This is a genomic window from Agromyces sp. CCNWLW203 (genome assembly GCF_036576125.1).
In the GTDB taxonomy this organism is placed as follows: Bacteria; Actinomycetota; Actinomycetes; order Actinomycetales; family Microbacteriaceae; genus Agromyces.
On sequence record NZ_JAZHYX010000005.1, the window covers coordinates 99,075 to 123,962 of the forward strand.

General features: G+C 71.1%; 19 protein-coding genes. 11 read left to right on the top strand and 8 right to left on the bottom strand.

Features of this window, described 5'->3' with window-relative positions; genetic code table 11:
- Positions 1 to 296 precede the first annotated feature (296 nt).
- Complete coding sequence (locus VPH61_RS12650) at positions 297 to 3,197, top strand: discoidin domain-containing protein (RefSeq protein WP_332063859.1); 2,901 nt, start codon at positions 297 to 299, stop codon at positions 3,195 to 3,197.
- Between the two features lie 29 nt (positions 3,198 to 3,226).
- Here VPH61_RS12650 and VPH61_RS12655 read toward each other — a convergent pair whose 3' ends face one another.
- From VPH61_RS12655 to VPH61_RS12665, 3 genes are all read right to left on the bottom strand, one after another.
- Positions 3,227 to 3,724, bottom strand: coding sequence for a CinA family protein (locus VPH61_RS12655; RefSeq protein WP_332063860.1), 498 nt, complete (start codon positions 3,722 to 3,724; stop codon positions 3,227 to 3,229).
- Positions 3,708 to 4,535: an enoyl-CoA hydratase/isomerase family protein gene (locus tag VPH61_RS12660; protein WP_332063861.1), complete on the bottom strand. Its 828-nt coding sequence runs from the start codon at positions 4,533 to 4,535 to the stop codon at positions 3,708 to 3,710. The genes VPH61_RS12655 and VPH61_RS12660 overlap by 17 nt, the downstream gene beginning before the upstream one ends.
- A 113-nt stretch (positions 4,536 to 4,648) precedes the next feature.
- Complete coding sequence (locus VPH61_RS12665; RefSeq protein ID WP_332063862.1) at positions 4,649 to 5,566, bottom strand: LysR family transcriptional regulator; 918 nt, start codon at positions 5,564 to 5,566, stop codon at positions 4,649 to 4,651.
- A gap of 613 nt (positions 5,567 to 6,179) precedes the next feature.
- Between VPH61_RS12665 and VPH61_RS12670 the strand changes: the two genes are divergently transcribed.
- The 8 genes from VPH61_RS12670 (at position 6,180) to VPH61_RS12705 (ending at position 15,626) form a co-directional block, all read left to right on the top strand.
- Positions 6,180 to 6,920, top strand: coding sequence for a peptidase E (locus tag VPH61_RS12670; protein WP_332063863.1), 741 nt, complete (start codon positions 6,180 to 6,182; stop codon positions 6,918 to 6,920).
- A complete protein-coding gene (locus VPH61_RS12675; RefSeq protein ID WP_332063864.1) occupies positions 6,917 to 8,272 on the top strand; it encodes an anaerobic C4-dicarboxylate transporter family protein in 1,356 nt (451 codons plus the stop codon). Before VPH61_RS12670 ends, VPH61_RS12675 begins: the two co-directional genes overlap by 4 nt.
- Positions 8,272 to 9,696 carry a threonine/serine ThrE exporter family protein gene (locus tag VPH61_RS12680; RefSeq protein WP_332063865.1) on the top strand — a complete coding sequence of 475 codons (1,425 nt, stop codon included), beginning with the start codon at positions 8,272 to 8,274 and terminating at the stop codon, positions 9,694 to 9,696. The genes VPH61_RS12675 and VPH61_RS12680 overlap by 1 nt, the downstream gene beginning before the upstream one ends.
- A 9-nt stretch (positions 9,697 to 9,705) precedes the next feature.
- The gene (gene pyrE / locus VPH61_RS12685) at positions 9,706 to 10,278 is read left to right on the top strand and encodes an orotate phosphoribosyltransferase (protein ID WP_332063866.1); all 573 of its coding nucleotides are present in this window, start codon (positions 9,706 to 9,708) and stop codon (positions 10,276 to 10,278) included.
- Positions 10,278 to 13,343, top strand: a complete 3,066-nt coding sequence (locus VPH61_RS12690; RefSeq protein WP_332063867.1) for a hypothetical protein — start codon at positions 10,278 to 10,280, stop codon at positions 13,341 to 13,343. Before pyrE ends, VPH61_RS12690 begins: the two co-directional genes overlap by 1 nt.
- 4 nt (positions 13,344 to 13,347) lie before the next feature.
- On the top strand, positions 13,348 to 14,355 hold the full coding sequence (locus VPH61_RS12695; RefSeq protein ID WP_332063868.1) for a ribokinase: 1,008 nt from the start codon (positions 13,348 to 13,350) through the stop codon (positions 14,353 to 14,355).
- Between the two features lie 46 nt (positions 14,356 to 14,401).
- The gene (locus VPH61_RS12700) at positions 14,402 to 15,334 is read left to right on the top strand and encodes a nucleoside hydrolase (protein ID WP_332063869.1); all 933 of its coding nucleotides are present in this window, start codon (positions 14,402 to 14,404) and stop codon (positions 15,332 to 15,334) included.
- A 106-nt stretch (positions 15,335 to 15,440) separates the two neighbouring features.
- On the top strand, positions 15,441 to 15,626 hold the full coding sequence (locus tag VPH61_RS12705) for a hypothetical protein (RefSeq protein ID WP_332063870.1): 186 nt from the start codon (positions 15,441 to 15,443) through the stop codon (positions 15,624 to 15,626).
- A 34-nt stretch (positions 15,627 to 15,660) separates the two neighbouring features.
- On the opposite strand, the gene pdxR is transcribed toward VPH61_RS12705, so the two are convergent.
- Complete coding sequence (pdxR, locus tag VPH61_RS12710) at positions 15,661 to 17,115, bottom strand: MocR-like pyridoxine biosynthesis transcription factor PdxR (protein WP_332063871.1); 1,455 nt, start codon at positions 17,113 to 17,115, stop codon at positions 15,661 to 15,663.
- A gap of 134 nt (positions 17,116 to 17,249) precedes the next feature.
- Here pdxR and VPH61_RS12715 point away from each other — a divergent pair, with 134 nt between their 5' ends.
- On the top strand, positions 17,250 to 18,278 hold the full coding sequence (locus VPH61_RS12715; RefSeq protein ID WP_332063872.1) for an aldo/keto reductase: 1,029 nt from the start codon (positions 17,250 to 17,252) through the stop codon (positions 18,276 to 18,278).
- Between the two features lie 18 nt (positions 18,279 to 18,296).
- Here VPH61_RS12715 and VPH61_RS12720 read toward each other — a convergent pair whose 3' ends face one another.
- The 4 genes from VPH61_RS12720 to VPH61_RS12735 form a co-directional block, all read right to left on the bottom strand.
- Positions 18,297 to 18,821, bottom strand: a complete 525-nt coding sequence (locus tag VPH61_RS12720; protein WP_332063873.1) for a hypothetical protein — start codon at positions 18,819 to 18,821, stop codon at positions 18,297 to 18,299.
- Positions 18,822 to 18,844: 23 nt separating this feature from the next.
- Positions 18,845 to 19,642: an HAD-IIA family hydrolase gene (locus VPH61_RS12725; protein WP_332063874.1), complete on the bottom strand. Its 798-nt coding sequence runs from the start codon at positions 19,640 to 19,642 to the stop codon at positions 18,845 to 18,847.
- 102 nt (positions 19,643 to 19,744) lie between these two features.
- Entirely contained in the window at positions 19,745 to 20,413 is a 669-nt protein-coding gene (locus tag VPH61_RS12730) for a metal-dependent transcriptional regulator (protein WP_332063875.1), read from the bottom strand.
- Between the two features lie 32 nt (positions 20,414 to 20,445).
- On the bottom strand, positions 20,446 to 21,861 hold the full coding sequence (locus VPH61_RS12735; protein WP_332063876.1) for an Nramp family divalent metal transporter: 1,416 nt from the start codon (positions 21,859 to 21,861) through the stop codon (positions 20,446 to 20,448).
- Between the two features lie 233 nt (positions 21,862 to 22,094).
- Here VPH61_RS12735 and VPH61_RS12740 point away from each other — a divergent pair, with 233 nt between their 5' ends.
- Positions 22,095 to 24,848 carry an AfsR/SARP family transcriptional regulator gene (locus VPH61_RS12740; protein WP_332064102.1) on the top strand — a complete coding sequence of 918 codons (2,754 nt, stop codon included), beginning with the start codon at positions 22,095 to 22,097 and terminating at the stop codon, positions 24,846 to 24,848.
- The last annotated feature ends 40 nt before the right edge of the window (positions 24,849 to 24,888 follow it).

Below are 24,888 nucleotides of genomic sequence, written 5' to 3' on the forward strand. Positions count from 1 at the left end.
GCCGCGGATCGGGGGCGTCCGCGCCGCCATTGCGCGCAAGGGCGGAACGAGCGAGCGCTCAACGCACATGATCGAAAGCCGGCGGCTCGGGCGACCTCGCCCGATGGCCTCGAATCTGCCTCTTGACGATGCCTCAGCGATGCGACAGGCTCGGGCCAATCTGAACGGTTCTGCGCGCTTCGGCCAGTTTCGATCAGTACAAGTCATCGTCGATGAGCTTTCGTTCCCCCGGCACGTTCGTGGCAACGTCAGCTCGAATCGAGCGAATCCAGCACCGGCTTCTCGAAGGAGAGAACATGAGCATCAGAGGTCGTTCGAACACCGGGGGCCGCGCCGCAGTCGCCTTGTTGCTGGGGGCGGGCGTGATCGTCTCGACGCTCGTGCCGGTGGCGGCCCATGCTGCTGACAACCCGGCCCCGCGCATCATCCCCGAGCTGCAGACCTGGACGGGCGGCACCGGGGCCTTCACCCTCGACGGTTCGAGCCGCATCGTCGCCGACCCCGAACTCTCGGAGGTCGCGACGCAATTCGCCGCGGACCTCGAGGCGACCACCGGCATCACCGTCGAGGTGGCCGAGGTCGCCGAGGGCGCTCCGGTCGCGGGCGACCTCGTGCTCGACTACGACGAGGCGCTCACGCACGAGCCCGGCGGCGAGCTCTTCCGCACCGAGGGGTACCGCCTGACGATCACCGCCGACGGCGTCGAGATCGCCGCCCCGAACACGGATGGCGCGTTCTACGGCACCCGCACCGTGCTGCAGGCCCTGCTGCAGTCGCCCGGTCGCGCCGAACTGCCGATCGGCCAGAGCATCGACTGGCCGAACCACGAGGTGCGCGGCTTCATGCTCGACGTGGGGCGCCGCTTCTTCACGCCCGAGTTCGTTCGCGACTACATCACGATGATGAGCTGGTACAAGCTCAACGAGTTCCAGATCCACCTGAACGACAACGAGATCCAGCGACCGGCCGGCGGCTGGGTCGACGCGTACGACGGGTTCCGGCTGAAGTCCGACAACCCGGCCTTCGCCGGGCTCGCTTCCGAAGACGGCGCCTACGACCGGGCCGACTGGCAGAGCTTCGAGGATGCCGCTGCGGCCCACGCCGTCACGATCATCCCCGAGATCGACGCGCCCGCGCACTCGCGCTCGTTCATCCGCTGGAAGCCCGAGATCGGGTTCAACGGCGGCGACTCCGACCACCTCGACCTCTCCAAGCCCGAGTCGACCGAGACGATCAAGGCCGTCTTCGACGAGTTCACGCCCTGGTTCGAAGGGCCCGACGTGCACATGGGCACCGACGAGTACCCGCGTGAGGGCAGAGACGACTACCGCACCTTCTTCAACACGATGGCCGAGCACATCAGGGGCCTCGGCAAGCACCCGCGCGCATGGGGCAGCATGACCGTGATGCACGGTTCGGCCGCCGGCTACGACCGCGACGTCACGATCAACGCGTGGAACAACGGCTGGTACGGCATGGCCTCGGCTCTCGCCGACGGCTACGACTTCATCAACACGAACGACGGCGACCTCTACGTCGTGCCGTTCGCGAACTACTACCACGGCAACGGGCTGAACAACTCGGCCCTCTACAACTCGTGGCTGCCGAACAAGCTGGGCAGCACGGAGGTCGTGCCGGCCGGCACCCCCAAGGGCGCGATGTTCGCCGTCTGGAACGACCTCGTGCACGCCGACTACACCGAGCTCGACGTGCACGGTCTCATGCGGGGCTCCTTCCCGGTGATCGCCCAGAAGACGTGGAAGTCGACGACGCCGACGCTCGGCTACGGCGACTTCACGACGCTGCAGCGCAGCATCGGTGCTGCGCCCGGGCTCACCACGATCGAACAGGGCAACGGCACGGCCGCTGCCGGCGAGCGCTCGCTCGGCGCCGTGGTGACCGCCTCCTCGAGCAGCGAGGGCACCTCGCCGTCAGCGCTCACCGACGGACGCTCGCTCACCCGCTGGGCGACCTTCGAGCCGACCGCCGACGTCGTCGTCGACCTCGGCGCATCGGCGCCGACTGGGCGGGTCGAGATCGAATGGGCAGGAGACGCGCCCGAGAGCTACGACGTGCACGTCTCGAACGACGGTCGGTTCTGGCAGCACGCCGCAACCGACGTCGCGGGTGCGACCGGCGCGGTCGACCTCGGCGGCCTGCCGGCGCGATACGTCGCCGTCCGCGACATCCGTGCCGGTGATGGCGGCATCGCCGCCTGGCGGCTGTCGGTCTTCAGCCCTGCGCCGCTCACGAAGGGCGCGACGGCGACGGCCTCGGGCGTCGAAGCCGCCTCGTTCCCGGCGAGCCTCGCGATCGACGGCAACGACGCGACGCGCTGGTCGGCCGACTACAGCGCTCAGCCGTGGATCGCGGTCGATCTGGGTGCCGCGCAGCGGTTCGATGAGATCGTGCTGAAGTGGGAGGGCGCCTCGGCGAAGGACTACCGGGTCGAGGTGTCGAACGACGGCCAGGCGTGGACCCCGGTGGCCACCCGCACCGGCATGGCCGCCGGCGCCCGCACTGACACGGTCGAGTTCGACGCGGTCACCGCGAGGCATGTGCGCGTCACCGTCACCGCGAAGAGCCTCAGCCCGTACCTCAGCCTCTACGAACTGTCGATCCCGTCGTCGGCCGAGCCCGAGGCGGCGATCACGGCCGAGATCTCACCCGCAGAGCCCGACGGCCCCGACGGCTCGTACGCCACCGCACCGACGGTGACCGTGCTCGCGAGCGGCACCGCCGGTGCGGTCTCGGGCGTCCAGTACCGGGTGAACGACGGCGAGTGGGCGGATGCCTCGAGCCCCGTGCTGCTCGAGGGCCCGGGCGAGCTGCGCATCGACTACCGCGCCACGGTCGGCGGCCTCCCGGTCTCCGGACACGGCGTCGTCACCGTCGCGGAGGCTCCGGAGCTGAACGTCGAGACGACCGTCACGAGCCGGTGCATCGGCGGCAAGGCGCTGCTGTCGGTGCGGGCGCTGAACGGTGAATCGCTGCCGCTCGGCCTCACCTTCTCGACCGACTACGGTACGAAGTCGTTCGCGGCCGTGGCGCCGGGCAAGAACGCCGTGCACGCCTTCACGACGCGACTGGCCGAACTGCCCGCGGGCGCCGTCGAGGTCACGGCCACGGCGCAGGTCGACGGCAGCACGGTGTCGTACTCGACGGCCGCTCCGTACGACGCACGGTCATGCGGCTGACGACGGCGCAGCGGATGTCGCGGCGGTGATCACGCTCCCCGAGCCTCGAGCTCGGGGAGCGCGTCGCGCAGCAGCTCGAGCGCGGCGCGCACCGTCTGGTGCACGACGACCGATGGGTCGTCGGCGCTGAACGAGAAATGCGCATCACGGATGTCGCCGCGCACCGCGACCGCGGCGTACACGCTTCCCGGGGGCTCATCGCCCTCGGGCTCGGGGCCGCCCACACCCGTGACCGACACGGCGGCCTCGGCGTCGAACAGGCGGGCGACTCCGGTCGCGAGCTCGCGTGCGCACTCCAGTGAGGTGATGGAGACGGCCGTGACGCCGAGCACGTCGCGCTTGACCGACTCGGCGTAGGCCACGACACCGCCCGTGAACCACTGCGAGGCGTCGGGAGCAGCGCCGAGCGCGTTGGCGATCGCTCCGCTCGTCAACGATTCGGCCGTCGCGACCCGAAGGCCGGCGGCCTGGGCGCGCGCGGCGATGTCGCGTGCGATCGCGGCGAACTCGTCAGCGGGATCCTCCACCTGCCCCCTCCTTCGATGCGGCCGCACGCGCACCGAACGCCGCGATGCGGGCGCTCGCCTCGGGCGTCGCGAAGGCCGCGCCGATCGTGCGCGCCTCGTCGTCGAGCGCCGTCTGGAAGTCGCGGGTCAGGCCCGAGCGCACGAGGCGCTTCGCCTGCCCGAACGCCGCCGTCGCGCCGTCGATCCACGACTGCGCGATCTCGCGCGCCCGTTCCTCGAGGGCGTCGGGTGCGACGACCTCGGCGACGAGCCCCCAGTCGAGCGCCTCGGCGGCCGACAGGGTGCGCGAGGTCAACGTGAGCTCGAGGGCGCGGCGCGTGCCGACGGCCTCGGGCAGCAGGGTGCTGACGCCGCAGTCGGGCGTGAGCGCGACATCCGCGTACCGGCTCGAGAACGTCGCGTGCTCGGAGGCGACGATGACGTCGGCGACGAGCATGAAGCCGAGGCCGCCGCCTGCGACCGGGCCCTGCACGGCTGCGACGATCGGCTTCGAGCTGTCGCGCAGCGTGCGGTGGCCGTCGTGGATCGCGTCGGCGAGCGCCGTGATCGTGGCGGCGGCGGACTCGGAGCCGTTCGACTCGGCCGCCGCTGCGAGCTCCGACATCGCCCGCACGTCGCCGCCGGCGCAGAACGCACGGCCGCTGGCGTCGAAGAGCACCGCGCCGATGTCGTCCCGCTCGGCGATTTCGTGGGCGAGTGCCTGCCAGCGCGCGATCGCGTCGGGGTCGACGGCGTTCAGCCGGTTCGGCCGATTGAGGGTGAGGCGGGCGAGCCCGTCTTCGACTTCGAACAGGATCGCGTCATCGCTCATGAAGGTGGAGTCTACTTCGCCGCTCAGGACCACTCGTGTCGCACCGGACACACGATGTACGTGGTCCCGTGCGACACGAGTGGTCCTGAGCGGGGGTGTTCCGCACGGCCCGCTCACGCGGCGGCGTGCTCCTGCTCGAGCCGCGAGGCGCGCGCCACGAGCACGTCGAGCACCGTGCGCACGGCGAGGCGCTCCGCGACATCCGGCCGCACGAGTGCCACGATCTGCCGAGCGGATGCCACGCCGCGCAGCGGCTTCAACACGATCGAATCGGGAACGGCGCCGCTCGTGAACCGCGGCACGAACGCGATGCCGAGCCCCGCCTCGATGAAGGCCTCGATGATGCGCATGTCGCTGAAGCGCTGGCTCACGTGCGCCCGCTGCCCCGCCTGCTGTTCGATCGCGTGCAGGATGCGTTCGAACGGGAAGCCCGGGGGCACGCCGAGCCACGTCTCGTCGACGAGGTCGGCGGGCGTCAGGTGCGCCCGCCCGGCGAGGCGGTGGTCGGCGGGCAGCCCGATGTCGAGCGGCTCGGTCAGGAGCGGCACGGCCTTCAGGCCGCGGCCACCCCAGGGCAGCACGCCGGGCATCGTGTGGGCGAGCACGATGTCGAAGTCGGAGGTGAGGTCGGCGAACTCGGCGAGCTCGGGGTCGAGGTCGGTCGCGTGCACGACGAGCCCCGCCACCTGCGCGAGGTCGGTGAGCACGGCGGGCAGGAGCGTCGCGCCGACCGTCGGGAACGTGAGGAGCGAGACCTCGCCGCTCGGGTGGTTGCGGAACTCGTCCCACAGGGCGGTGGCGCGCTCGAGCGCGATCGCGACATCTGCCGCGCTGCGGGCGAGGGCGTGCCCGGCGCTCGTCAGCACGACGCCGCGGCCGCTGCGCTCGGTGAGGGGCATCCCGGCCTCGCGCTCGAGCACCTTGAGCTGCTGCGAGACCGCCGACGGAGTGCGGCCGGTGGCCTCGGCGACGGCCGTCACGCTGCCGCGTTCGGCGAGTTCGCGGAGCAGGTCCAATCGTCGAACGTCCATGTAGCCAGACTACATGGTCATTGTAGAACTGTGAGCTTGTGCTGAAGAGTCTGGAGCGCGAGAATTGGGGTGTCGAACACGTGCAATGGCGCATCGATCGCTCGATCAGCCCCCGCTCGTACTTCGAAAGGAACACCATGATCTTCGTGATTCTCGCCGCCGTCTCCGCTGTCGGCATCATCGGCTCGATCGTCGTCACCGCTCGCGACGGCTACCGCCGTCAGCCGCGAGAGACGTTCGCGCGCACCGTCTAGGTTTCGCGAATTCCCGGGGGTCCGTTCCCCGGGTGCAGGGCCGTCACGCCGGCGAGGGGCAATCCTCGTCGCCGACGGCTGATTGCTGGGCTGCTGAGCGGCCCGACTGCAGGGCCGCCGCGCGGGGGAGGGACGACCTCCACTGGATGAGCGGCCCGACTGCAGGGCCGCCGCGCGGGGGAGGGACACCCCGCGGGGCGGCCCTTCGTCGTGCGTATCGGGATGTGCTGGGGGGATCCCGATCCGTGGTCTCGAGACGCGTCCTCCTTCGTCGGTCGCTCCTCGACCAGCGTGGATCCTCGACATGGCTGATCGTCTGCCGCTAGCGTGTGCCCGAAGGCTCGACGTTTGGGGGAACGATGGCGCACGTTGTTGCGACCGGCGCAGGCAAGGCGATGATGGAGCGGCGGGCCGACCCGACGCACGAATACATCCTGAAGCTCACCGGCAAGGAGCGCCCGCGCGTGCTCTTCGTCGGCACGGCGACCGGCGACGACGCCGCGTACATCGTGAGCTACTACACGACGTACGACTCCGACCGCTGCGCGCCGCATCACCTGCCCCTCTTCCACCGAGCGGTCGACGACCTCGCGGGGTTCGTGAAGGGCTTCGACGTCATCCACGTCGGCGGCGGCAACACGGCGAACATGCTCGACGTCTGGAAGCGCCAGGGTCTCGACGAGATCATGCGCGAGATGTGGGAGGACCCGACGTCGAACACGGTGTTCACCGGTGGTTCGGCCGGCGGCATCTGCTGGTTCGAGGGTGGCACGACCGACAGTTACGGCCCCACCCTGCAGGTGCTGCCCGAGGGCCTCGGTTTCCTGCACGGCAGCTTCTGCCCCCACTACGACGCCGAAGACCAGCGCCAGCCGCTCTTCCACGCCTCACTGCTGAGCGGTGAGCTCGCCACGGGCTACGCGGTCGGCAACCTGCAGTCGCTGCACTTCGAGGGTGCCGAGTTCGTCACGGCGATCAGTCCGGTCGAAGACCCGCTGGCGCTGCGGGTCGAGGCGATCGACGGCGAGATCGTCGAGACGCCCCTGCCGACGCAGGTGCTCGCGAGTACCGGCCCCATCGTGAAGGGTCCCTCGTCGTGAACGACAACGTCTGGATCCTCGTCGCCGAGCTGATCGTCGTCATCCTCGCGATCTACATGGGCACCCGCACGAGCGGGATCGGCCTCGGCGTGTGGGGCCTCGTCGGCGTCGCAGTGCTCGTCTTCGTCTTCGGAGAGGCGCCGGGCAACGCCCCGGTCGACGCCGTGTTCATCGTCATCACCGTCATCACCGCGGCATCCGTCATGCAAGCGGCGGGTGGCATCGACTGGATGGTGTCGGTCGCGTCGAAGGTCATCAAGAAGCGGCCGAAGTCCGTCGTCTTCCTGGCGCCGGCGATGTCGTTCCTCTTCACCGTCGGCGCCGGCACCGGCAACATCTTCTACCCGCTGCTGCCCGTCATCTACGACGTGTCGTACCAGCAGAAGATCCGCCCCGAGCGCGCGCTGTCGGTCTCCGCCGTCGCGTCGCAGGTCGGCATCCTCTGCAGCCCGGTCTCCGCCGCCACCGCGTCGATGGTCGTGCTGCTCGCGCCGCAGGGCGTCGACCTCGGCAAGCTCCTGCTCATCATGTGGCCCGCGTCGATCGCGGGTCTCGCGATCGCCGCCCTCGTCATGGTCAAGCACGGCACGGAGCTCGAGGACGACCCCGAGTTCCAGCGCCGGGTCGCCGAGCATCTCGTGAAGCCGGCCGTCGTGGTCGACTCCGACACGAAGCTCCCGCGCAACGCCGTGCTCTCGGCGTCGATCTTCCTCGCGGGCGTCGGCGTCATCGTGCTCTTCGGCCTCTTCGAGGGCATCCGCCCGATCATCGGCACCGACGACGACGGCGACCCGGTGCGCGTCAGCATCACCGTGATCATCGAGGTCGTCATGGGCGTCATCGCGGCACTCATCTTCGTCATCTGCAAGGTCAAGGCAGCGGATGTCCCGAAGCAGTCGACGTTCCCGGCCGGCATGGTCGGTGCGATCGCACTCTTCGGCATCGCATGGCTCGCCAACACCTTCGTCGCGGCGAACAACACGCTCATCGTCGACGGCCTGGGCTCGCTCGTCTCGGGGTCGTCGGCGTTCCTCGGTGCGCTGCTCTTCGCGCTCGCGCTCTTCCTCGTCGCGATGCTCACGACCAGCCAGTCGAGCGCCACGAACGCGATCGTGCCGATCGGCATCACGATCGGGCTGCCGGCCTCGCTGCTCGTCGGCCTCTGGCCGGCGGCCATGGGCATCTACACGCTGCCCGCCAACGGCAGCCAGGTCGCCACGGTCGCGTTCGACCAGACCGGCACGACCAAGATGGGCAAGTTCGTCTTCGACCACTCGTTCCAGTTGCCGAACCTCGTCTACGTCGTCGTCGCGATCCTCGTGGGCGTGGCGCTCTCCTTCGTCATCGTCTGATGGCGGAGGCGGCCGACCAGGCGCTGCTCCGCAGGTTCCTCCTCGGGCTCGCGGAGGGCATGAACGCGGCCGCGGACTCGACCGACAAGATCCGCGACACGCTCCTGAAGGTCTCGGGCGCGTACGGCCGGGACGACACCGACATCGTGGTGCTGCCGACCGTGATTCTCATCGAGACGGGCGGCGGCGACAGTGGCAGGGTCGCGATCCGGTCGTCGGTGAATGCCTCGTTCCGTTTCGACCAGATCGCGGCGCTCTACCGCCTGATCGATGTCGCCGGGCGCGCCGAGATCACGCCGCTCGACGGCATCGCGCGACTGAACGAGATCGGCGCGATGAAGCCGTCGCACGGCTGGGTCGTGCGCACCTTCGGTCACGCCGTGCTGACCACGGGGCTCGCGCTGCTGCTCGCCCCCACATGGGAGGGAGCGCTCGTCGCCTTCGTGCTCGGCGCGTTCATCGGCGTCGCGAAGCTCGTGCGCTCGCCGACGCTGCAGATCGTCTTCCCGGTCTTCGCGGCGTTCGCCTGCGCCGCCGCCGTGTTCCTGATCGCCCCGCACTTCGCGATCGGCGACCCGATCCGGTTGCTGATCGCCCCGCTCGCGACCTTCCTGCCCGGAGGAGTGCTGACGACCGCGGTCGTCGAGCTCGCGGCGGGCCAGATGCTCGCGGGCGCCTCCCGCCTCGTGTTCGGCCTCGTGCAGCTCTCGCTGCTCGCCTTCGGCATCCTGGCGGCGGGAACGCTCGTCGGGGTGGGCAGCTCGTCGTACGTGCCGCTCGACGTCGGCGAGGCGCTCCCCTGGTGGGTCGCGGTGTTCGGCGTGCTGCTCTTCGCGATCGGCAACTACCTGCATTTCTCCGCCCCGCCGCGCACCTTCGGCTGGGTGCTGCTGGTGCTGTTCGTCGCGTACACCGGCCAGGTGGTGGGTGGGATTCTGATCGGCCCGACCGTGAGCGGCTTCATCGGCGCGCTCGTCATGACGCCGGTCGTGCTCTGGATCGCCACGCTGCGGCACGGTGCGCCGTCGCAGCTCACCTTCCTCCCGGCGTTCTGGCTGCTCGTGCCCGGCGCCGCCGGCCTCGTCGGACTCACCGAGGCGATCGGCACCACCCGCGGCTACGAGGACTTCGCCGAGGCGCTCACCTCGATCATGTCGATCGCTCTCGGCGTGCTCATCGGCACCGCGCTCTACCGGGTCGCGCATCATGGGGCAGAGGAGCTCGCCGACTTCCACATCGACGTGCCCGCCGCGCTCGTCGAGGAGCAGGCGCCGCCGTTCTGGGCCCGCCTCCTGCCGGGCACCCCGCGCTCCATCTGGGGCGGACGCCGACGATCGCAGACGGGCGTTCGGCGAGCGGATGCCGCGTCGCCGTCGTCGCTCGACACGGGATCCGCCCCTTCCTCTCAGGCAACCGGGTCGTAGAGTATTCGGGTGACCCTCCGCGACCCTCAGCCCATCGACGCCGTGCGCGCCCAGTTGATCGACTTCATCGCCGCCGAGGCCGTCTTCCACGGGGACTTCACCCTGACGAGCGGCAAGAAGGCGACGTACTACGTCGACCTCCGCAAGGTGAGCCTCGACCACCGGGTGGCTCCCCTCATCGGCCAGGTCATGATCGACGTCATCAAGGACGTGCCCGACGTGTTCGCCGTCGGCGGGCTGACGATGGGCGCCGACCCCATCGCGGCCGCCGTGCTGCACCAGGGCGCAGCCCAGGGCCTCGAGTACGACGCTTTCGTCGTGCGCAAGGAGCCGAAGGACCACGGCCGTGGCAAGCAGGTCGAGGGTCCCGACCTCGCCGGCAAGCGCGTGATCGTGCTCGAAGACACCTCGACCACCGGCGGTTCGCCGATCAAGGCGATCGAGGCGCTCCGCAAGGTGGGCGCCGAGGTCGTGGCCGTGGCCGTCGTCGTCGACCGCGCCACCGGCGCCCGCGAGATCATCGAGGCCGAGGGCGTGCCGTACCTGTACGCCATCGGGCTCGAAGACCTGGGGCTGGCCTGATGAGCGGCGACGGGCAGGGTCTGGGAGGCGACGGGGCCGATTGGCTGCTCGCCCAGTTGGCGGGCGGCGATGCGCCGCGCCGCGACATCCCGTCTCCGCCTGTCGCGCCCGCTCAGCCGCCGCAGCAGGCGGCGCCTGCCGCTCCCGCCGCACCGGCGGCGCCGCGCACTCCAGCGCCGCGCCGCGAAGAGGTGCTCGACTGGTTCTCCGAGGCTTCGGCACCCCGAGCGGATGCTGCGACGAGCGCGCTTCCCGTCGTCGGATCGCCCGCTCCTCGTGCCGCTGAAGTGCCCCAGCAGCACTCGCCGGTCGCCGACTCCGCCGGCACGGCCCCCACCTCGCCGTCATGGACCCCGCCGTTCGCGGTCGGACTGCCGCACCAGCCGCCCGCGGCCGCACCCGTCTACCTGACCTCGGTCGAGCCGCCGGTCGGCACACCGTCCGTACCTCAGGCTGCGCCCGCGCCGCAGGCAGGGCCGACGCCTCAGGCCGGGTACACGCCTCCGGCTGCTCCGGCCCCGACCGATCGGGCCCACTCGGGTGCGGCGCCCGCCGCGGCATGGCCGCCTGCCGCCCCGGTCGCGCCCGCATGGCCGCCGGCGGCGCCCGCCGCCCCGATCCCGCAGGCCTCCCCGGCACCGGTCCCCCCAGCGGCGCCGCCGACTCCGCCCGGACCCGTGACGCCGACGGCGCCGTTCGCCCTCACCTGGGGCGGAGATGAAGCACTCGCCTCCGAAGACGCCGTCAGGGCGGCCTTCCGGAGTCTCTCCGAACCCTCGTCGACGGCAGACGCGGATGCCCGCGGCCACGGCGCCGCTGCGCCCACCCCACCGGTGACACCGGCCGAACCGGTGTCACCCCCCGAGCCGGTGGCCCCCGCGCAGGCGCCCTTCGCCGGCTTCGCCTCTCCGCCCGTCGCACGGCAGTCGTTCACCCCGATGCAGCCGGCGGAATCCGCACCCCCGGTGCACCCGACGGCGCCGACGACGGCGCCGGCCGGATGGGGCACCCGAAACACAGCACCCGCGACCCCGTCCTCGTACGACGACGAGCTCTGGGCAGCCCTGAACGAACCCGAGCAGGCACCGATGCCGACGCAGGCACCGATGCAGACGGCGTCTCCGCTGCCTCCGGCGGCACCGGCCCAAGCCGCTCCTGCAGCGCCGGCGGTGCCTGTGACCCCGGCCGCGCCCGTGGCACCTGCCGCACCGATCGCACCGGAGCCGCCGCAGCAGGCGACGCCGCGCCCCGAACGCGACCGCTTCGCGGCCTTCGCCGCCGACACCACCGACCCGTTCGCCGCACTCACCGAGACGCGGGCCGTCCCGATCCAGTCCGCAGCGGCCCCTGCGCCTGTCGAGGTGCAACCCGCCGCTCCGCAGCTCCCCGGGGATGCGAGCAGCCCCGCGTCCGACGTCGGGCGCGAGACGCGCAGCGGCTTCCCGTTCCTCGAGGTGCGCGGCATGGCCGCAGCGCAGGAGAACGCCGCGGTCGGCGCTCCCGTCCGCGAGGCGAGCGCGTTCAACACGACGCCGTTCCCGGCCTTCGCGTCCGCGACCGGCGGCGGCGACGACGACCCGACGCGGGAACCACCGGCGCCGGTCGACGACCTTCTCGCCTCGCTCGGCGGCGGCGCGCCTCGTGCGCGCGTTCCCGAACCGGCGACGCCGTTCGGCGGCGCCGGAACGACCCCGCCGACTCCGCCGACCCCACCGGTTTCGTCGGGACTCGACGCGCTGGGCCTCGGTTTCGACGATGACGATGACGATGACGAGCCTCGGGCGAATGCCGCCGACGAGCGGGAGCCGTCCGGCATCCGCGGCCGATTCTTCGGCGGCGCTCGCTTCGACGACGCATCCGACGACGATGACGACAGCGACGCCGACGAGTCGTCGATCGCGCGCGAGATGGCCGACACCGGGTACTTCTGGAACCTGACGCCGGATCCGAACGCCGAAGACCCCAAGGACCGCCCTTCCTCCGTCGCGACCGCCTTCCTGGGCGACGGCGCTGCCGTCGGTGCGGATGCCGCGGACCCGTCGGACGTCGCGGCGGACCCCTTCGGCGTCGATGAGGCAGAACCCTCGTGGCATGACGAACCGATCGCCGAGGCGGAGCCCGAATGGGCCTTCCCCAGCGACCCAGAGCCCCACGCCGACCCCGCATCGCACACCGACACGGCCGCCGACGGCACCGACCTGCGCTCCGCGACGCCCGCGGCCGCGAACCACGACCCGTTCGCGGCATCCGACACCGATGCGATCGGTGCGCTCTTCGGATCGGCCGGCATCGCTGCGGCGGCGAACGACCCGTTCGCCGCCCCGAGCGGCGGTCAGCCGGCGCCGGGCCTGCCCGCGACGCCGCCCCAGGGCGCTGTGGGCGGCGGCATCGGCCCGCAGCGCACCGGCGGCTCCGGCAACGGCGCCACGGGCTCGGGTGGCGGTGGTGACCGTGGCGGCGCGGGCGGCGGCAACGGCGGTTCGGGTGGTACCCCGAAGGGCGGCAAGCGCCCGACGCGAACGCTCATCTGGGTCGCCGGCGGCCTCGTCGTGCTGCTCGTGCTCGTCGGGCTCTACTACCTCGGCACCCAGCTGACTGGCGGGGGAGGGGAGCAGGCGAGCGGCAGCCCGTCGGCGAGCGCCTCCGAGACGCCTGTCGCTGCGCCGACAGCCGCGCAGCCGCCCGGAGTGCACGCGTGGGACACCCTCTTCGGCGGCGAATGCGTCGACCCGTTCGAATCGGTCTGGGCCGAGGAGTTCACCGTCGTCGACTGTGCTGCGCCCCATGCCGCGCAGCTCGTCTACCGGGGCACGCTGCCCGGCGACGCGGCGGCGCCGTTCCCGGGCGAGGCCGCGCTCGCGGCCGAGATGCCCAAGCTGTGCCGCGCCGCGGGCGTCTTCGAACCGACGCTCGTCGCCGGCATTCCCGACCTCCAGGTCGCGGGCAGCTATCCCGTGACCGAGGAGCAGTGGGCCGAGGGCCAGCGCACCTACTACTGCTTCGCCAACCGAGCGGGCGGCGAGCCGCTGACCGGACCGATCAATGGGCCCGGCCCGGCGGTCTGATCGCATGCCGCCCGAACCCGACCGCTCCCGCAGCGGCCTCGGTGACGCCGAAGACCACCGGGCCGCGGGGCGGGTCGTCGTCATCGGCTCGCTGAACGTCGACTCGACGAGCTACGTCGACGCGTTCCCGGCGCCGGGCGAGACCATCCTCGCCCGCGGCTTCGAGGTCGCCCTCGGCGGCAAGGGCGCGAACCAGGCCGTCGCGGCGCACGTCGCGGGGGCCCGCGTCGAGTTCGTGGCGTGCCTCGGCGACGATGCGAGCGGCGCGTTCGCGTGCGACACGCTCGAGCGGCTGGGACTGTCGATCGCGGCGGTCCGTCGCATTCCGAATGCCTCGACCGGCGTCGCCCAGATCACCGTCGCTGAGTCGGGTGAGAACACGATCATCGTCACGAGCGGCGCGAACCTCGCCCTCACCCCCGTGCTCATCGACGCGGAGCGCGAGCGCATCGCCGCTGCGACCGTCGTGCTCACGCAGGGCGAGCTCGCCGTCGCCACGATCGAGCACCTCGCGCTGGTCTCGAACGAGCTCGGAGCCCGGTTCGTGCTGAACCTCGCCCCGCCGGCGCCGGTCGCCGCAGAGGCCCTCGGCGTCGCCGACCCGCTCGTGCTGAACGAGCACGAGGCGCGCGCGGTCGGCATCGGCACGGATGCCCCGGGCAGCACGAACCTCGACGAGTGGCGCGCGCTCGCGGCATCCGCTGTCGGCGCCGTCGCCCGCTCGGTCGTGGTGACGCTCGGTGCGGCCGGTGCCGTCGCCGCCGACGCGGGCGGCTCGTGGGCCGCGCCGGCGCCGCGCGTGACGGCGGTCGACACGACGGGTGCCGGCGACGGGTTCACCGGCACGCTCGCGGCGTTCCTCGCCGAGGGGAGACCGCTGCCCGAGGCGCTCGACCTCGCGGTCGCCGCCGGCGCGCTCGCCGTGCAGGCGCGGGGCACGGTCGACTCCTATGCGCCCAGGGTCGAGGTGCTCGCCGCGGCGGGTGTCGCCGATCGCGCCTCCGCCAGCTGAGCCGTCGCGCCCACCTGCCCACCCGACACGAGAGAACGAGCCCCGCATGACCATCCCCGTCATCATCGACTGCGACCCCGGCCACGACGACGTGTTCGCGCTGTGGCTGGCCGCGGGGCATCCGTCGCTCGACCTTCTCGCCGTCACGACGGTCGGCGGCAACGTGCCGCTCGAGTTCACCACCAGGAACGCCCGCATCGCGCTGTCGGTCGCCGGTGTGAGCGACGTGCCCGTCGCAGCCGGGGCAGCCGGCCCGCTCCTGCGCCCGTTGCAGACCGCCGAGTGGATCCACGGCGAGAACGGCCTCGGAGGACCCGAGCTGCCCGAGCCGGTCGTGCCACTCGACCCGCGCACGGCGACCGAGCTCATCGCCGACGTGCTGATCGCAGCGGCCGAGCCGGTCGCCATCGTCGCGACTGGGCCGATCACGAACGTCGCGATGCTGCTGCGCGACCGTCCCGAACTCGCTCCGCGCATCCGCGAGATCGTCTGGATGGGCGGATCGACCGAACGCGGCAATGCGACGCCGTACGCCGAGTTCAACGCCCTCGTCGACCCCGAGGCGCTCGACGTGGTGCTGCGCAGCGGCGTGCGGTTCACGATGGTCGGCCTGAACGTCACGCATCTGGCGCTCGTCACGCCTGCTGTGCGGGAGAAGATCGCGTCGATCGGCAACTCGACGGCCGCCTTCGGCGACGAGCTCTTCGACTTCTTCTGCCGCACGAACGACGAGGTGTTCGGCATGCCCGACGGGCCGCTGCACGACCCGGTCGCGGTTGCCGTGCTCGCCGACCCCGGCAGCGTCGTGCTGCGGCACACGCGTCTCGACGTCGAACTCCTCGGCATCGAGACGGCCGGGGCCACGAGCGTCGACCTCGACGGCATGCTCGGACGGGAGCCGAACGCCTGGGTCGCGGTCGAGCTCGACGTCGACCGGTTCTGGGCGGGCGTCGAGGCATCCGTCGCCCGACTCGCCTAGCGCTCCCGCGGACGCGCGCACTGCCGTTTCCCCCGACCGGTCGTCCGCAGTATCCGGACCGTGCCAGCCGATCCTCGTAGGGTGACGGTATCGGAGAGGGGGAGTCATGGACTGGACCTTCTGGCTCGGCATCGTCGTCATCGCCGTGCTGTGGGGCGTGACGCAGTGGGCCTTCTCGCTCCGACGGCATTCCGAGAAGTCCCGCGGCGCCGATCGCGAGGCCGCCGACGCGATGAACGACGCGGAGCGCGGCAAGGAGCGGGGCCGCTTCTGGTCGGGCTTCGGGAATTGATCGACGACCACTGATCGCGTTCCGGTCGCCGTCCTCAGGCGAGCGAGCGGATGACTCCGGCGAGCCGAGCGACGGCCTCGTCGACGAGCGCGTCCGACAGGTTGCCGTAGCCGAGCACGAGCGCCTCGATGCCGGCTGTGGCGGCGGACGCACGGTACCCGGTCAGCTCGGACACGGCGATCTCCACGTCGGCGGCGGCACGCCGCACCGCCGAGGCGTCGACGCCCGGCGGCAGCTCCAGCACGGCGTGCATGCCCGCGGCGATGCCCGTGACCTCGAGCCCGGGAAGTTCTCGTCCGAGCGCCGTCAGGAGCGCCGCACGACGTCGACGGAACCGGCCGCGCGCCGCACGCACGTGCCGTTCGAGGTCGCCGGCCGTGATGAACTCCGCGAGGGCGACCTGGTCGAGGGTCGACGGACGGGCACGTTCGGCGAGCGGCACGCGTTCCCGGAGCGCGCGCGGCACGACCGCCCAGCCGAGCCCGAACGCCTGCGCCATCGACTTCGAGAGGGAGCCGATGAGCACGACGTGATCGGGTGCGAGGCCCTGCAGCGCCGCGATCGGTCGGCGGTCGTAGCGGAACTCGGCGTCGTAGTCGTCTTCGATCACGAGCCCGTCGACCTCACGGGCCCAGTGCACGATCGCCTCCCGCCGGGCGGGCGACAGGGCCGCGCCGAGCGGGAACTGGTGGGCCGGCGTGATGAGCGCCGCGCGTGCGCCGGTGCGCCCGGCGGCATCCACGAGCACGTCGACGTCGACCCCCGAGGCGTCGACCGGCACCGGCACCGGGGTGAGTCCGGCCGCGGCCGCGATCTCGCGGAGCCGGGACCAGCTCGGGTCCTCGACGAGGAGCGCCGTGTGGCCGGCCGCACGCAGCCCAGCGACGACGCCGGCCATGCCGTCGGTCGCCCCGTGCGTGATCACGATGTCGTCGGGGGCGGCGATCGCACGGCGCGACCGCGAGAGGTAGTCGGCCACGGCCGTGCGGGCGAGCGGATGCCCCAGCCGGTCGACCACCGTGAACTCGGCGTCGGGGAGGCCATCGAGGGCGCGCCGCACCGCCCCGGCCCATCGCGCCCTTGGCACGTGACGCAGGTCGGGCACGCCGGGGCCGAGATCGAGGCGGGGTCGTCGGTACTCCGCACGGAGCGGCACGGCATCGGGCGCGTCGTTCGACTCGCGCACCTCCTGCACGCGCGAGGGGGCGAGCGGATGCGTCCGTCCGGGTGGTACCCGCGTACCCGAGCCGACCGTCGCCTCGAGGAACCCCTCGGCGACGAGCTGACCGTACGTCTCCGTCACGACCCAGCGCGAGACGCCGAGCGTCTCGGCGAGCGTGCGGCTCGGGGGAAGGCCGGCACTCGGCGGAAGCCGACCCGAGTGCACGGCGTCACGGATCGCTCGTTCGAGCCGGTCGCGGAGTGGCGCAGGACCGTCGCCCAGGTCGAGCAGCGTCTCCCAGGCGAGCACGGGGTCTCGGCGAGTCATCCGGCCCCTCTCTGCTCTCCGCCGACGGGCGGCCGATGAAATTGGTCTGGTGAAGCATCCGCTGATTGGAGTGTAGACCCGAGCCGAATGCTTCGTACGCTCGATCCCGTCACCCCACCACTCACGGAGGAACCATGCGATACCGCACGATCGGCAACGGCACGACGAGCTTCGACGTCTCGACGATCTGCCTCGGCACCATGCAGATGGGCACGAAGATCGACGAGGCCACCTCGTTCGCGATCCTCGACCGCTTCGTCGAGGCCGGCGGCACGTTCATCGACACCGCCAACAACTACAGCTTCTGGGACAACGGCCACGGCCGCGACAGCGAAGACGTGATCGGCCGCTGGCTCGCGAGCCGTGGCGGCCGGGGCCGGCTGCGCATCGCCACGAAGCTCGGGGCCGCGAAGAAGGACCCGGCGCTGCCGCTCTCGAACACCGAGCCGACGAACTTCCAGGGCCTCGGCGACGTCATCGGCCGGGAGGCGCGTGAGAGCGCGAAGCACCTCGGCGTCGATCGCCTCGACGTCGTCTACGGCCACGTCGACGACCTCGAGACGCCGCTCGCCGAGACCGTCGGGGCGTTCGGCGCCCTGCAGGAGGACGGGCTCGTCGGCATCTCGGGCATCTCGAACGTCGCGGTCTGGCGCGTCGTCGAGGCGCGCGAGGAGGCGTTGCGCCAGGGCGTCGCGCCCTACGGCCTCGTGCAGCAGCAGCACAGTTACATCTACCCGCAGCCGAAGCTCGGCCGGCAGAACTTCGTGACGCCCGAGCTGCTCAGCTATGCGGCATCGACCGGGGTCGACGGACGCCCGCCGCTCGCGGTCACCGCGTACTCGCCGCTGCACCAAGGGGCGCTGACGCGAACCGACAAGCCGCTCTGGGGCGGGGTGGACCACCCGACGACGGTCGCGCGCATCCAACTGCTGCACGAGGTCGCCCGCGACATCGGGGCGACGCCGAACCAGGTCGCGCTCGCCTGGCTGCTCGGCCGCGAGGTGCCGGTGATCCCGGTGGTCGGCCCGTCGAGCGTGGCACAGCTCGAGGAGGTGCTCGGCGCCGCCGAACTCGACCTCGATCCCGAGGTGCGCGAACGGCTCGACGCCGAACCCGAGGAGCGGCCTGTGGTGAAGCGGTCCGAGGAGCCCGACGCGGCCTAGCCGGCGACTCCTCGGCGCTCAGTCTGCGTCGGGTCGCGGTTCGGCGCTGAGGGAGTCGAGGAGGTCGTCGACGGACTCGAACTCGACGGTCTCGACCTCGTCGTCGTCATCGGCGTCGGACTCGTCGCCCTCCGCCACGCTCAGGTCGTCGATCGCGAGCTGTTCGTCGAGCTGGCAGTAGATGACCATGTCGGGGTACTGGGTCGGTGACTCGTAGACGAGCACGATTGTGGCATCGGGCGAGACGATCACGCCTTGCAGTTCGAGTTCGCGGGCGAGAAGGTCGTAGTCGTCTGCCGTGACCTCGTGACCGGTGCCCTCATACGCCGAGTCGGTGAGCTCGCGCACGACCTCGCCGTCGATGCGTGCGAGGTCGTCGGCGGTCGGTCGGCTGAGCGCCCGCTCGGCGATGGCGCGCATCTCGGCAGGTTCGACGGGCTCGTCGTCGACCGCGAACAACACGGCCACCTGGCGGTCGCCGGGCAGCACGGTCGCAGCGACCAGCTCGCCGTCTTCGTACTCGATGTCGGTCAACTCGATCATGAGTGTCCTCGTCTCTGAGCGGTCTACAGCTCGGTCTCGGCCGGAACCGCCTCGACGAGGTCGGCCACGCCGCCCAGGATCTCGTCGGGGCGGAACGGGTACTTCTCGATCTCGGCCTGGTCGCTGATGCCGGTCAGCACGAGGATCGTGTGCAGGCCCGCCTCGATGCCCGCGACGATGTCGGTGTCCATGCGGTCGCCGATCATCGCGGTGTTCTCGGAATGCGCGCCGATCTTGTTGAGCGCCGAGCGGAACATCATCGGGTTCGGCTTGCCGACGACGTAGGGCTCCTTGCCCGTGGCCTTCGTGATGAGCGCGGCGATGGCGCCGGTCGCGGGCAGCGGGCCGTCGGCACTCGGACCCGTGGCGTCGGGGTTCGTCACGATGAAACGGGCGCCCGCGCCGATGAGGCGGATGGCCTTCGTGATCGCCTCGAACGAGTAGTTGCGGGTCTCGCCCACGACGACGAAGTCGGGCGCGGTCTCGGTCATCACGAAACCGGCGTCGTGCAGCGCCGTGAGGATGCCGGCCTCGCCGATGACGAACGCGGTGCCGCCCGGCACCTGCTGCTTCAGGAAGTCGGCCGTCGCGAGCGCGCTCGTCCAGATGCGGTCTTCGGGCACGTTCAGGCCCGACGAGCGGAGCCTCGCCGACAGGTCGCGTGCGGTGAAGATCGAGTTGTTCGTGAGCACGAGGTAGGGCGTGCCGGCGTCCTCCCACTGCTGCAGCAGCTCGGCTGCGCCCGGCAGTGCGTGGTTCTCGTGCACGAGCACGCCGTCCATGTCGGTGAGCCAGCACTCGACTTCTTCACGTCGTGACATGCTCCCAGCCTAGGCCGCGCAGGTCACGGCACGATGTCGAGCGGATGTCGCGCGGCAACGTGATCGGGCAGTGACGCGATCAGGCCGAGCGCTCCGAAGCGGCTACGCCGTGACCCAGATGGCAGCAGCGACCTCGCGGGCGAGCTCGAGGTCGACCGCGCGCCCCGCGACCCGTGCAGTCGCGAGGATGCGCGCGGCCGAGGCATCCGTCACCTCGAGTTCGATGCCGGGGCCGACGCCCGATTCGTCGAGCTCGCGCAGCACCTCGGGGTCGCGGTCGCTGATGCGCAGGATCGTGCCGGTGTGGCCGGCCGGAGCCTCGGCGAGGAGGAGCGAGGGCTCGCGGGCGAGCACGCCGTCGGCAGAGGGGATCGGGTCGCCGTGCGGGTCGCGCAGGGGCCGCCCGAGCCGTGCGTCGATCGCCTCGAGCAGGCGGTCGGAGATGGCGTGCTCGAGGATCTCGGCCTCGTCATGCACCTCGTCCCAGCCGTACCCCATCTCGTTCACGAGCCACGTCTCGATGAGGCGGTGGCGGCGCACGACGGCGAGCGCCTGCACGGTGCCCGCGTCGGTCAGCCGCACGGCGCCGTAGGGCACGTGCGAGACGAGGCCCTGCGCAGCCATCTTCTTCACCATCTCGGTGACCGACGAGGGGGCCACGCCGAGCTTGCCGGCGAGCACCGAGGGTGTGATGGGGTCGGGCTGCCATTCGGTGTGCGAATACACCGTCTTCAGGTAGTCCTCGATCGCGGGATTCTTGCTGCTGGGCATCGGCCCCAGACTATCTGGCGCGTCTCTCGAGCTCAGGCTCCCGTGAACACGAGCCAGAGCAGCACGCCGTTCAGCGTGATCAGGAACACGGATGCCGCGATGCCCGCCGCCGTCGTCGCCCAGTGGTTCCTCCACCGGCCGAGCACGCCCGACTTCGCCGTGAGGGCCACGAGGGGCACGAGGGCGAAGGGGATGCCGAACGAGAGCACGACCTGGCTCAGCACGAGCGAGAGGGTGGGGTCGAAGCCAAGCCAGAGGATCGCGAGTGCGGGGATGAGCGTCACGAGCCGGCGGAAGATGAGCGGAACGCGCACCCGCAGCAGGCCGTGCATGATCTCGGCGCCCGCGTAGGCGCCGACCGAGGTCGACGCGAGGCCCGACGCGAGGAGGCCGACGGCGAAGAGCGTCGCGATGACCGGGCCGAGCGCGACGCCGAGTGCTGCGTAGGCGCCCTCGAGGCTGTCGGTGCCCTCGACACCCGCGAGGTTGACCGCGGCGAGCAGCAGGATGCAGAGGTTCACGGTGCCGGCGATCGCCATCGCGATCGAGACGTCCCAGCGGGTCGCGCGGAGCAGGAGCCCGGTCGGCACGTCGGTCGCGGTGCCGGGCAGGAGCTCGGGGACATCCGTGCCGCGCCTGATGCCGAAGCCGTGCCACGCGGGCTTGTGCGTCGCTGCCGAAGGGGAGGTCGACAGCGACGCGGCTCCGCGCGTGACGAAACGGTCGCGGCTGAGCGCCGAGTGCGCGTAGATCGCGTGCGGCATGATCGTGGCGCCGAGGATGGATGCCGCGAGCAGCACCGAGTTCGCGTCGGCGAAGCGGGGCACGAGGCCGCCGAGGAGCCCGGCCGGGTCGGGCGGTGCCACGAACACGCCGACGGTGAAGCCGATCGCGATGATGATGAGCAGCCCCATGATGACGAACTCGAAGGTGCGCGGCCCCCGCCGCGACTGCAGCACGAGCAGGCCGATCGAGACGGCGCCCGTGATGAGCCCGCCCCACACGAGCGGCACGTTGAAGAGCAGGTTGAGCGCCACCGCGCCGCCGATCACCTCGGCGAGGTCGGTCGCCATCGCGACGAGCTCGGCCTGCAGCCAGTAGGCGCGGCGGCCCCAGCGGTTGCGGATGCGCCCGCCGAGCACTTCGGGCAGACTCCGCCCGGTGACGATGCCGAGCTTCGCAGAGAGGTACTGGATGAGCCACGCCATGACGTTGCCGAGCACGACGACCCACACCAGCAGGTAGCCGTACTGGGCGCCCGCGGTCATGTTGCTCGCGACGTTGCCGGGGTCGAGGTAGGCGACGCCTGCGACGAGCGCCGGACCGATCAGCCAGGCGACACGGGGCACGGATGTCGCGCGCCCGCCTTGCCCGGCGGCCTCACCGGTGGGGGAGGGCACGGGGTCGGGCTCGTTCTTGGTGGTCTCGTCGTCGAGCGTTTTCGGCATACCGAAAAGATAGCAAGATTTCGGCGCACCGAAAAGTACGCTGCTCGCATTCGGGCGACCGTGTCTGCGCCGTCTTGTGACACAAAATGCAATGAAAGGCGCCGAAGCCCTCGCCGAGGTCGATATTCTGGTGCCGCTCACGCCTCGTGGGTCGATCGGCGGTTGCGTTGACCTCCTTCCCAGCTCCTTCCGGCCACGCCGACCAGACGGTTTCGGTGGTGGTCTTCGGCGGTATGCGCCTGCTCAGCCCCGACGTCGATCTCACGACTCGACCGCCCCGCGAGCGGCTCATCCTCGCGAGCCTCATCGCCGCCCGCGGCACGACCGTCTCGATCGGCGAACTCGTCGACTCGCTGTGGGGCGACGAACCCCCCTCGACCGCGGTCAATCAGGTGCAGCGACACGTCGGCGAGCTGCGACGCCTGCTCGATCCCGAGCTGCCCGCTCGGGCTACGGGCACCGCGGTGCTCGGGGCGGGGGAGGGCTACCGGCTCGATCCGGCAGTGGTCCGTACCGACCTCCAGCGTGTCACCGAGTTGTGGGCGATGGCGCGACGGTCCACCGGTGCCGATGCGGCATCCCGATACCTCGAGGCGCTCGAACTCGCAGCGGGTGCGCCGTTCAGCGGGCTCGGGTGGGAGGCCTTGGCTCGCCCCGCATTCGCCGCGACCGAGCGCGACCGCATCGCCCTTGCGATCGACGCCGCCGAGTACGGGCTCGAGCTTCGTGATCCGTCGTCACTCGTCGCCGGCGTGGAACGCATCGCCGTCGATGCGCCACTGGACGAGCGCCTGCAGGCCAGGCTGGTGACGCTGCTCGCGCGGTGCGGTCGCCGCGCAGACGCCATCGCGGTCTACGACGGCGCCAGGCGTCGCCTGTGGGAGGAGCTCTCGATCGCGCCCGGCACTGAACTGCAGGCTGCGGTCGACGACATCCTGAGCGAGAACGCGCCTGCCGTATCCGGAACGGACGGGCCTCGAAAGCTTCCGCTCGCGCAGGCCGCAGTACTGGACCGGGAAGGCATTCGCACGCAATTCGACGAGACGGCGGCGAACGCGTTGCGGGGCGAGCCCGCGATTCTCGTGATCAGCGGGATGGCCGGCATCGGCAAGACGACGCTGGCGGTGCAGTGGGCTCACTCGATCGCGGCACGGTTCCCCGACGGCCAGCTGTTCATCAACCTGCACGGGTACGCGCCGCGCGGCGAGGCGGTGTCGGACGAGGAGGCACTGGGGCAGTTGCTCGCCGATCTCGGCGGCTCGGTCGCGGACGTCCAGGGCGGCCCCGGCCCGTTGCGTGAGGCGTACCGCCGAGCTGTCGGCGGCCGGCGCATGATCCTGGTGATCGACAACGCCGCCGATGTCGAACAGGTGCGATCTCTGCTCCCTGGTGTGCCCGGCTGCCTCGTGGTGGTCACGAGCCGATCGAACCTCTCCGGGCTGGTCGTTCAAGACGGCGCGGTCGCTGTGCCGTTGGGCCGGCTGACCGATGAGGAGTCGCGGCGACTGCTGGTCAGGAGGTTGGGTGAGGCCCGAGTTCGATCGGACCCGGCCTCGACCGATTCGATCGTCGCATCCTGCGCCGGTCTGCCCCTGGCTCTGGCACTCGCTGCGGCTTCCGCCTCCGGCGCCGGCGAGGCGATGCAGGATGTCGCCGACGGACTCTCGGCGACCGCGTCGGCGCTCGACGCCCTTTCGCTCGACCCCGACAACGATCTCAGGTCGACCTTCGAATGGTCGTATCGCGTGCTTTCGGCGGACGCCGCCCGGTTGTTCCGCTTGGCTTCCGTGCATCCGGGTGTGACCCATCCCCGCGCGGCGCTCGCGAGCATCGTCGGATTCGATCTGGCACGCACCACGCGGGCCTTGACCGAACTGGTCGGTGCGAACCTGTTCGTGATCGTGGCGAAGGGCGAGTTCGCGGTGCACGACCTGCTCCGCATCTACGCGCACGAGCTGGCGAAGGGCTCCTACGAACGGGTGCAGGCGCAACGTCGGCTCGTCGGCCACTACGTCCATATGACGCGTCGCGCATTCCTGTCCTTCGGCAGGAAGCCCGTCGTCGAAGTGGAGACACTGCCGCCGGTACCGGATGCGATCTCGGACTTCGCATCTTCCGATGATGCGGTCCGTTGGTTCTTCGCGGAGCGGCGGGCCGTTCTGGAGACGTTCTCCATCGCGCTCTCACTGGGGCTCGACCGCGAAGCTGCGCTGATGGCGCTCGACTGGCGTCCGATGCGTCAGGCCGTCGACGCGCCGTCCATCATGATCGAGGTGATCGCCGAGGCCGTCGACGCCGCGAAGCGGTGCGGCGATGAACGTCTCGAGGTCGAACTTCGCCGCGACCTTGCCGTGAACCTCGGCATGTGCGGTCGGGAGGAGGAATCGAAGCACCATCTCGAACGGGTGCTCGAGACCTACCGTGCCTGGGGTGACCATGCGGGCGAATCCAACACGCTCCGCAACCTCGGCCACATCCTCGAGCACGGCACGACACGACTGACGCTGACCGCTCAGTCGGTCGAGGCCGCGCGACGGTCGGAGCGATCCGACATCCTCGCGATCTCGCTCGTCACGTATGCCTACGCAGTCCTGATGTCCGGCGCCACCGACGATCTCCTCCTCGAAGTCACCGCCGAAGCGGATCAGCACGTCGCCGCGTCCAAGTCGGAGTACCTGGCCCCCTACGTGGCGGTCTATCGGGCGATCACGCTCGCCAGGCGCGGAGAGTTCAGCGAGAGCCTCGACCTCCTCCAGACCACGCACGACTCGCTCGACGCGATGATCCAGGTGTACGGCGCCATGGCGACGGCGATCGCCTCAGCCGGTGCAGGCCAGCGGGAGCAGGCATACGAGGCGAGGGAGCGTTTCGAACGACTCGTGCGGGACCACGAGGACTTCATGACGAAGGGAGGGAGCGAGGGGGCGGTCCTGCGCGCGTGGATCGAAGACGCCATCGTCGAGATGGAACGTCGTTCGGCCTCCTGAGGTCAGTGCATTCGCCTGGTCTGCCGATGCACTGACACTG

Bases quoted from the DNA above. Each gene is read 5' to 3' on its own strand.
- VPH61_RS12715 (WP_332063872.1), top strand. From the start codon at position 17,250: ATGCGATACCGCACGATCGGCAACGGCACGACGAGCTTCGACGTCTCG.
- VPH61_RS12735 (WP_332063876.1), bottom strand. From the start codon at position 21,861: ATGCCGAAAACGCTCGACGACGAGACCACCAAGAACGAGCCCGACCCC.
- VPH61_RS12695 (WP_332063868.1), top strand. From the start codon at position 13,348: ATGCCGCCCGAACCCGACCGCTCCCGCAGCGGCCTCGGTGACGCCGAA.
- VPH61_RS12660 (WP_332063861.1), bottom strand. From the start codon at position 4,535: ATGAGCGATGACGCGATCCTGTTCGAAGTCGAAGACGGGCTCGCCCGC.
- VPH61_RS12650 (WP_332063859.1), top strand. From the start codon at position 297: ATGAGCATCAGAGGTCGTTCGAACACCGGGGGCCGCGCCGCAGTCGCC.
- VPH61_RS12725 (WP_332063874.1), bottom strand. From the start codon at position 19,642: ATGTCACGACGTGAAGAAGTCGAGTGCTGGCTCACCGACATGGACGGC.
- pdxR (WP_332063871.1), bottom strand. From the start codon at position 17,115: ATGACTCGCCGAGACCCCGTGCTCGCCTGGGAGACGCTGCTCGACCTG.
- VPH61_RS12680 (WP_332063865.1), top strand. From the start codon at position 8,272: ATGGCGGAGGCGGCCGACCAGGCGCTGCTCCGCAGGTTCCTCCTCGGG.
- VPH61_RS12740 (WP_332064102.1), top strand. From the start codon at position 22,095: ATGCGCCTGCTCAGCCCCGACGTCGATCTCACGACTCGACCGCCCCGC.
- VPH61_RS12670 (WP_332063863.1), top strand. From the start codon at position 6,180: ATGGCGCACGTTGTTGCGACCGGCGCAGGCAAGGCGATGATGGAGCGG.
- VPH61_RS12720 (WP_332063873.1), bottom strand. From the start codon at position 18,821: ATGATCGAGTTGACCGACATCGAGTACGAAGACGGCGAGCTGGTCGCT.
- VPH61_RS12690 (WP_332063867.1), top strand. From the start codon at position 10,278: ATGAGCGGCGACGGGCAGGGTCTGGGAGGCGACGGGGCCGATTGGCTG.
- VPH61_RS12665 (WP_332063862.1), bottom strand. From the start codon at position 5,566: ATGGACGTTCGACGATTGGACCTGCTCCGCGAACTCGCCGAACGCGGC.
- VPH61_RS12705 (WP_332063870.1), top strand. From the start codon at position 15,441: ATGGACTGGACCTTCTGGCTCGGCATCGTCGTCATCGCCGTGCTGTGG.
- VPH61_RS12700 (WP_332063869.1), top strand. From the start codon at position 14,402: ATGACCATCCCCGTCATCATCGACTGCGACCCCGGCCACGACGACGTG.
- VPH61_RS12730 (WP_332063875.1), bottom strand. From the start codon at position 20,413: ATGCCCAGCAGCAAGAATCCCGCGATCGAGGACTACCTGAAGACGGTG.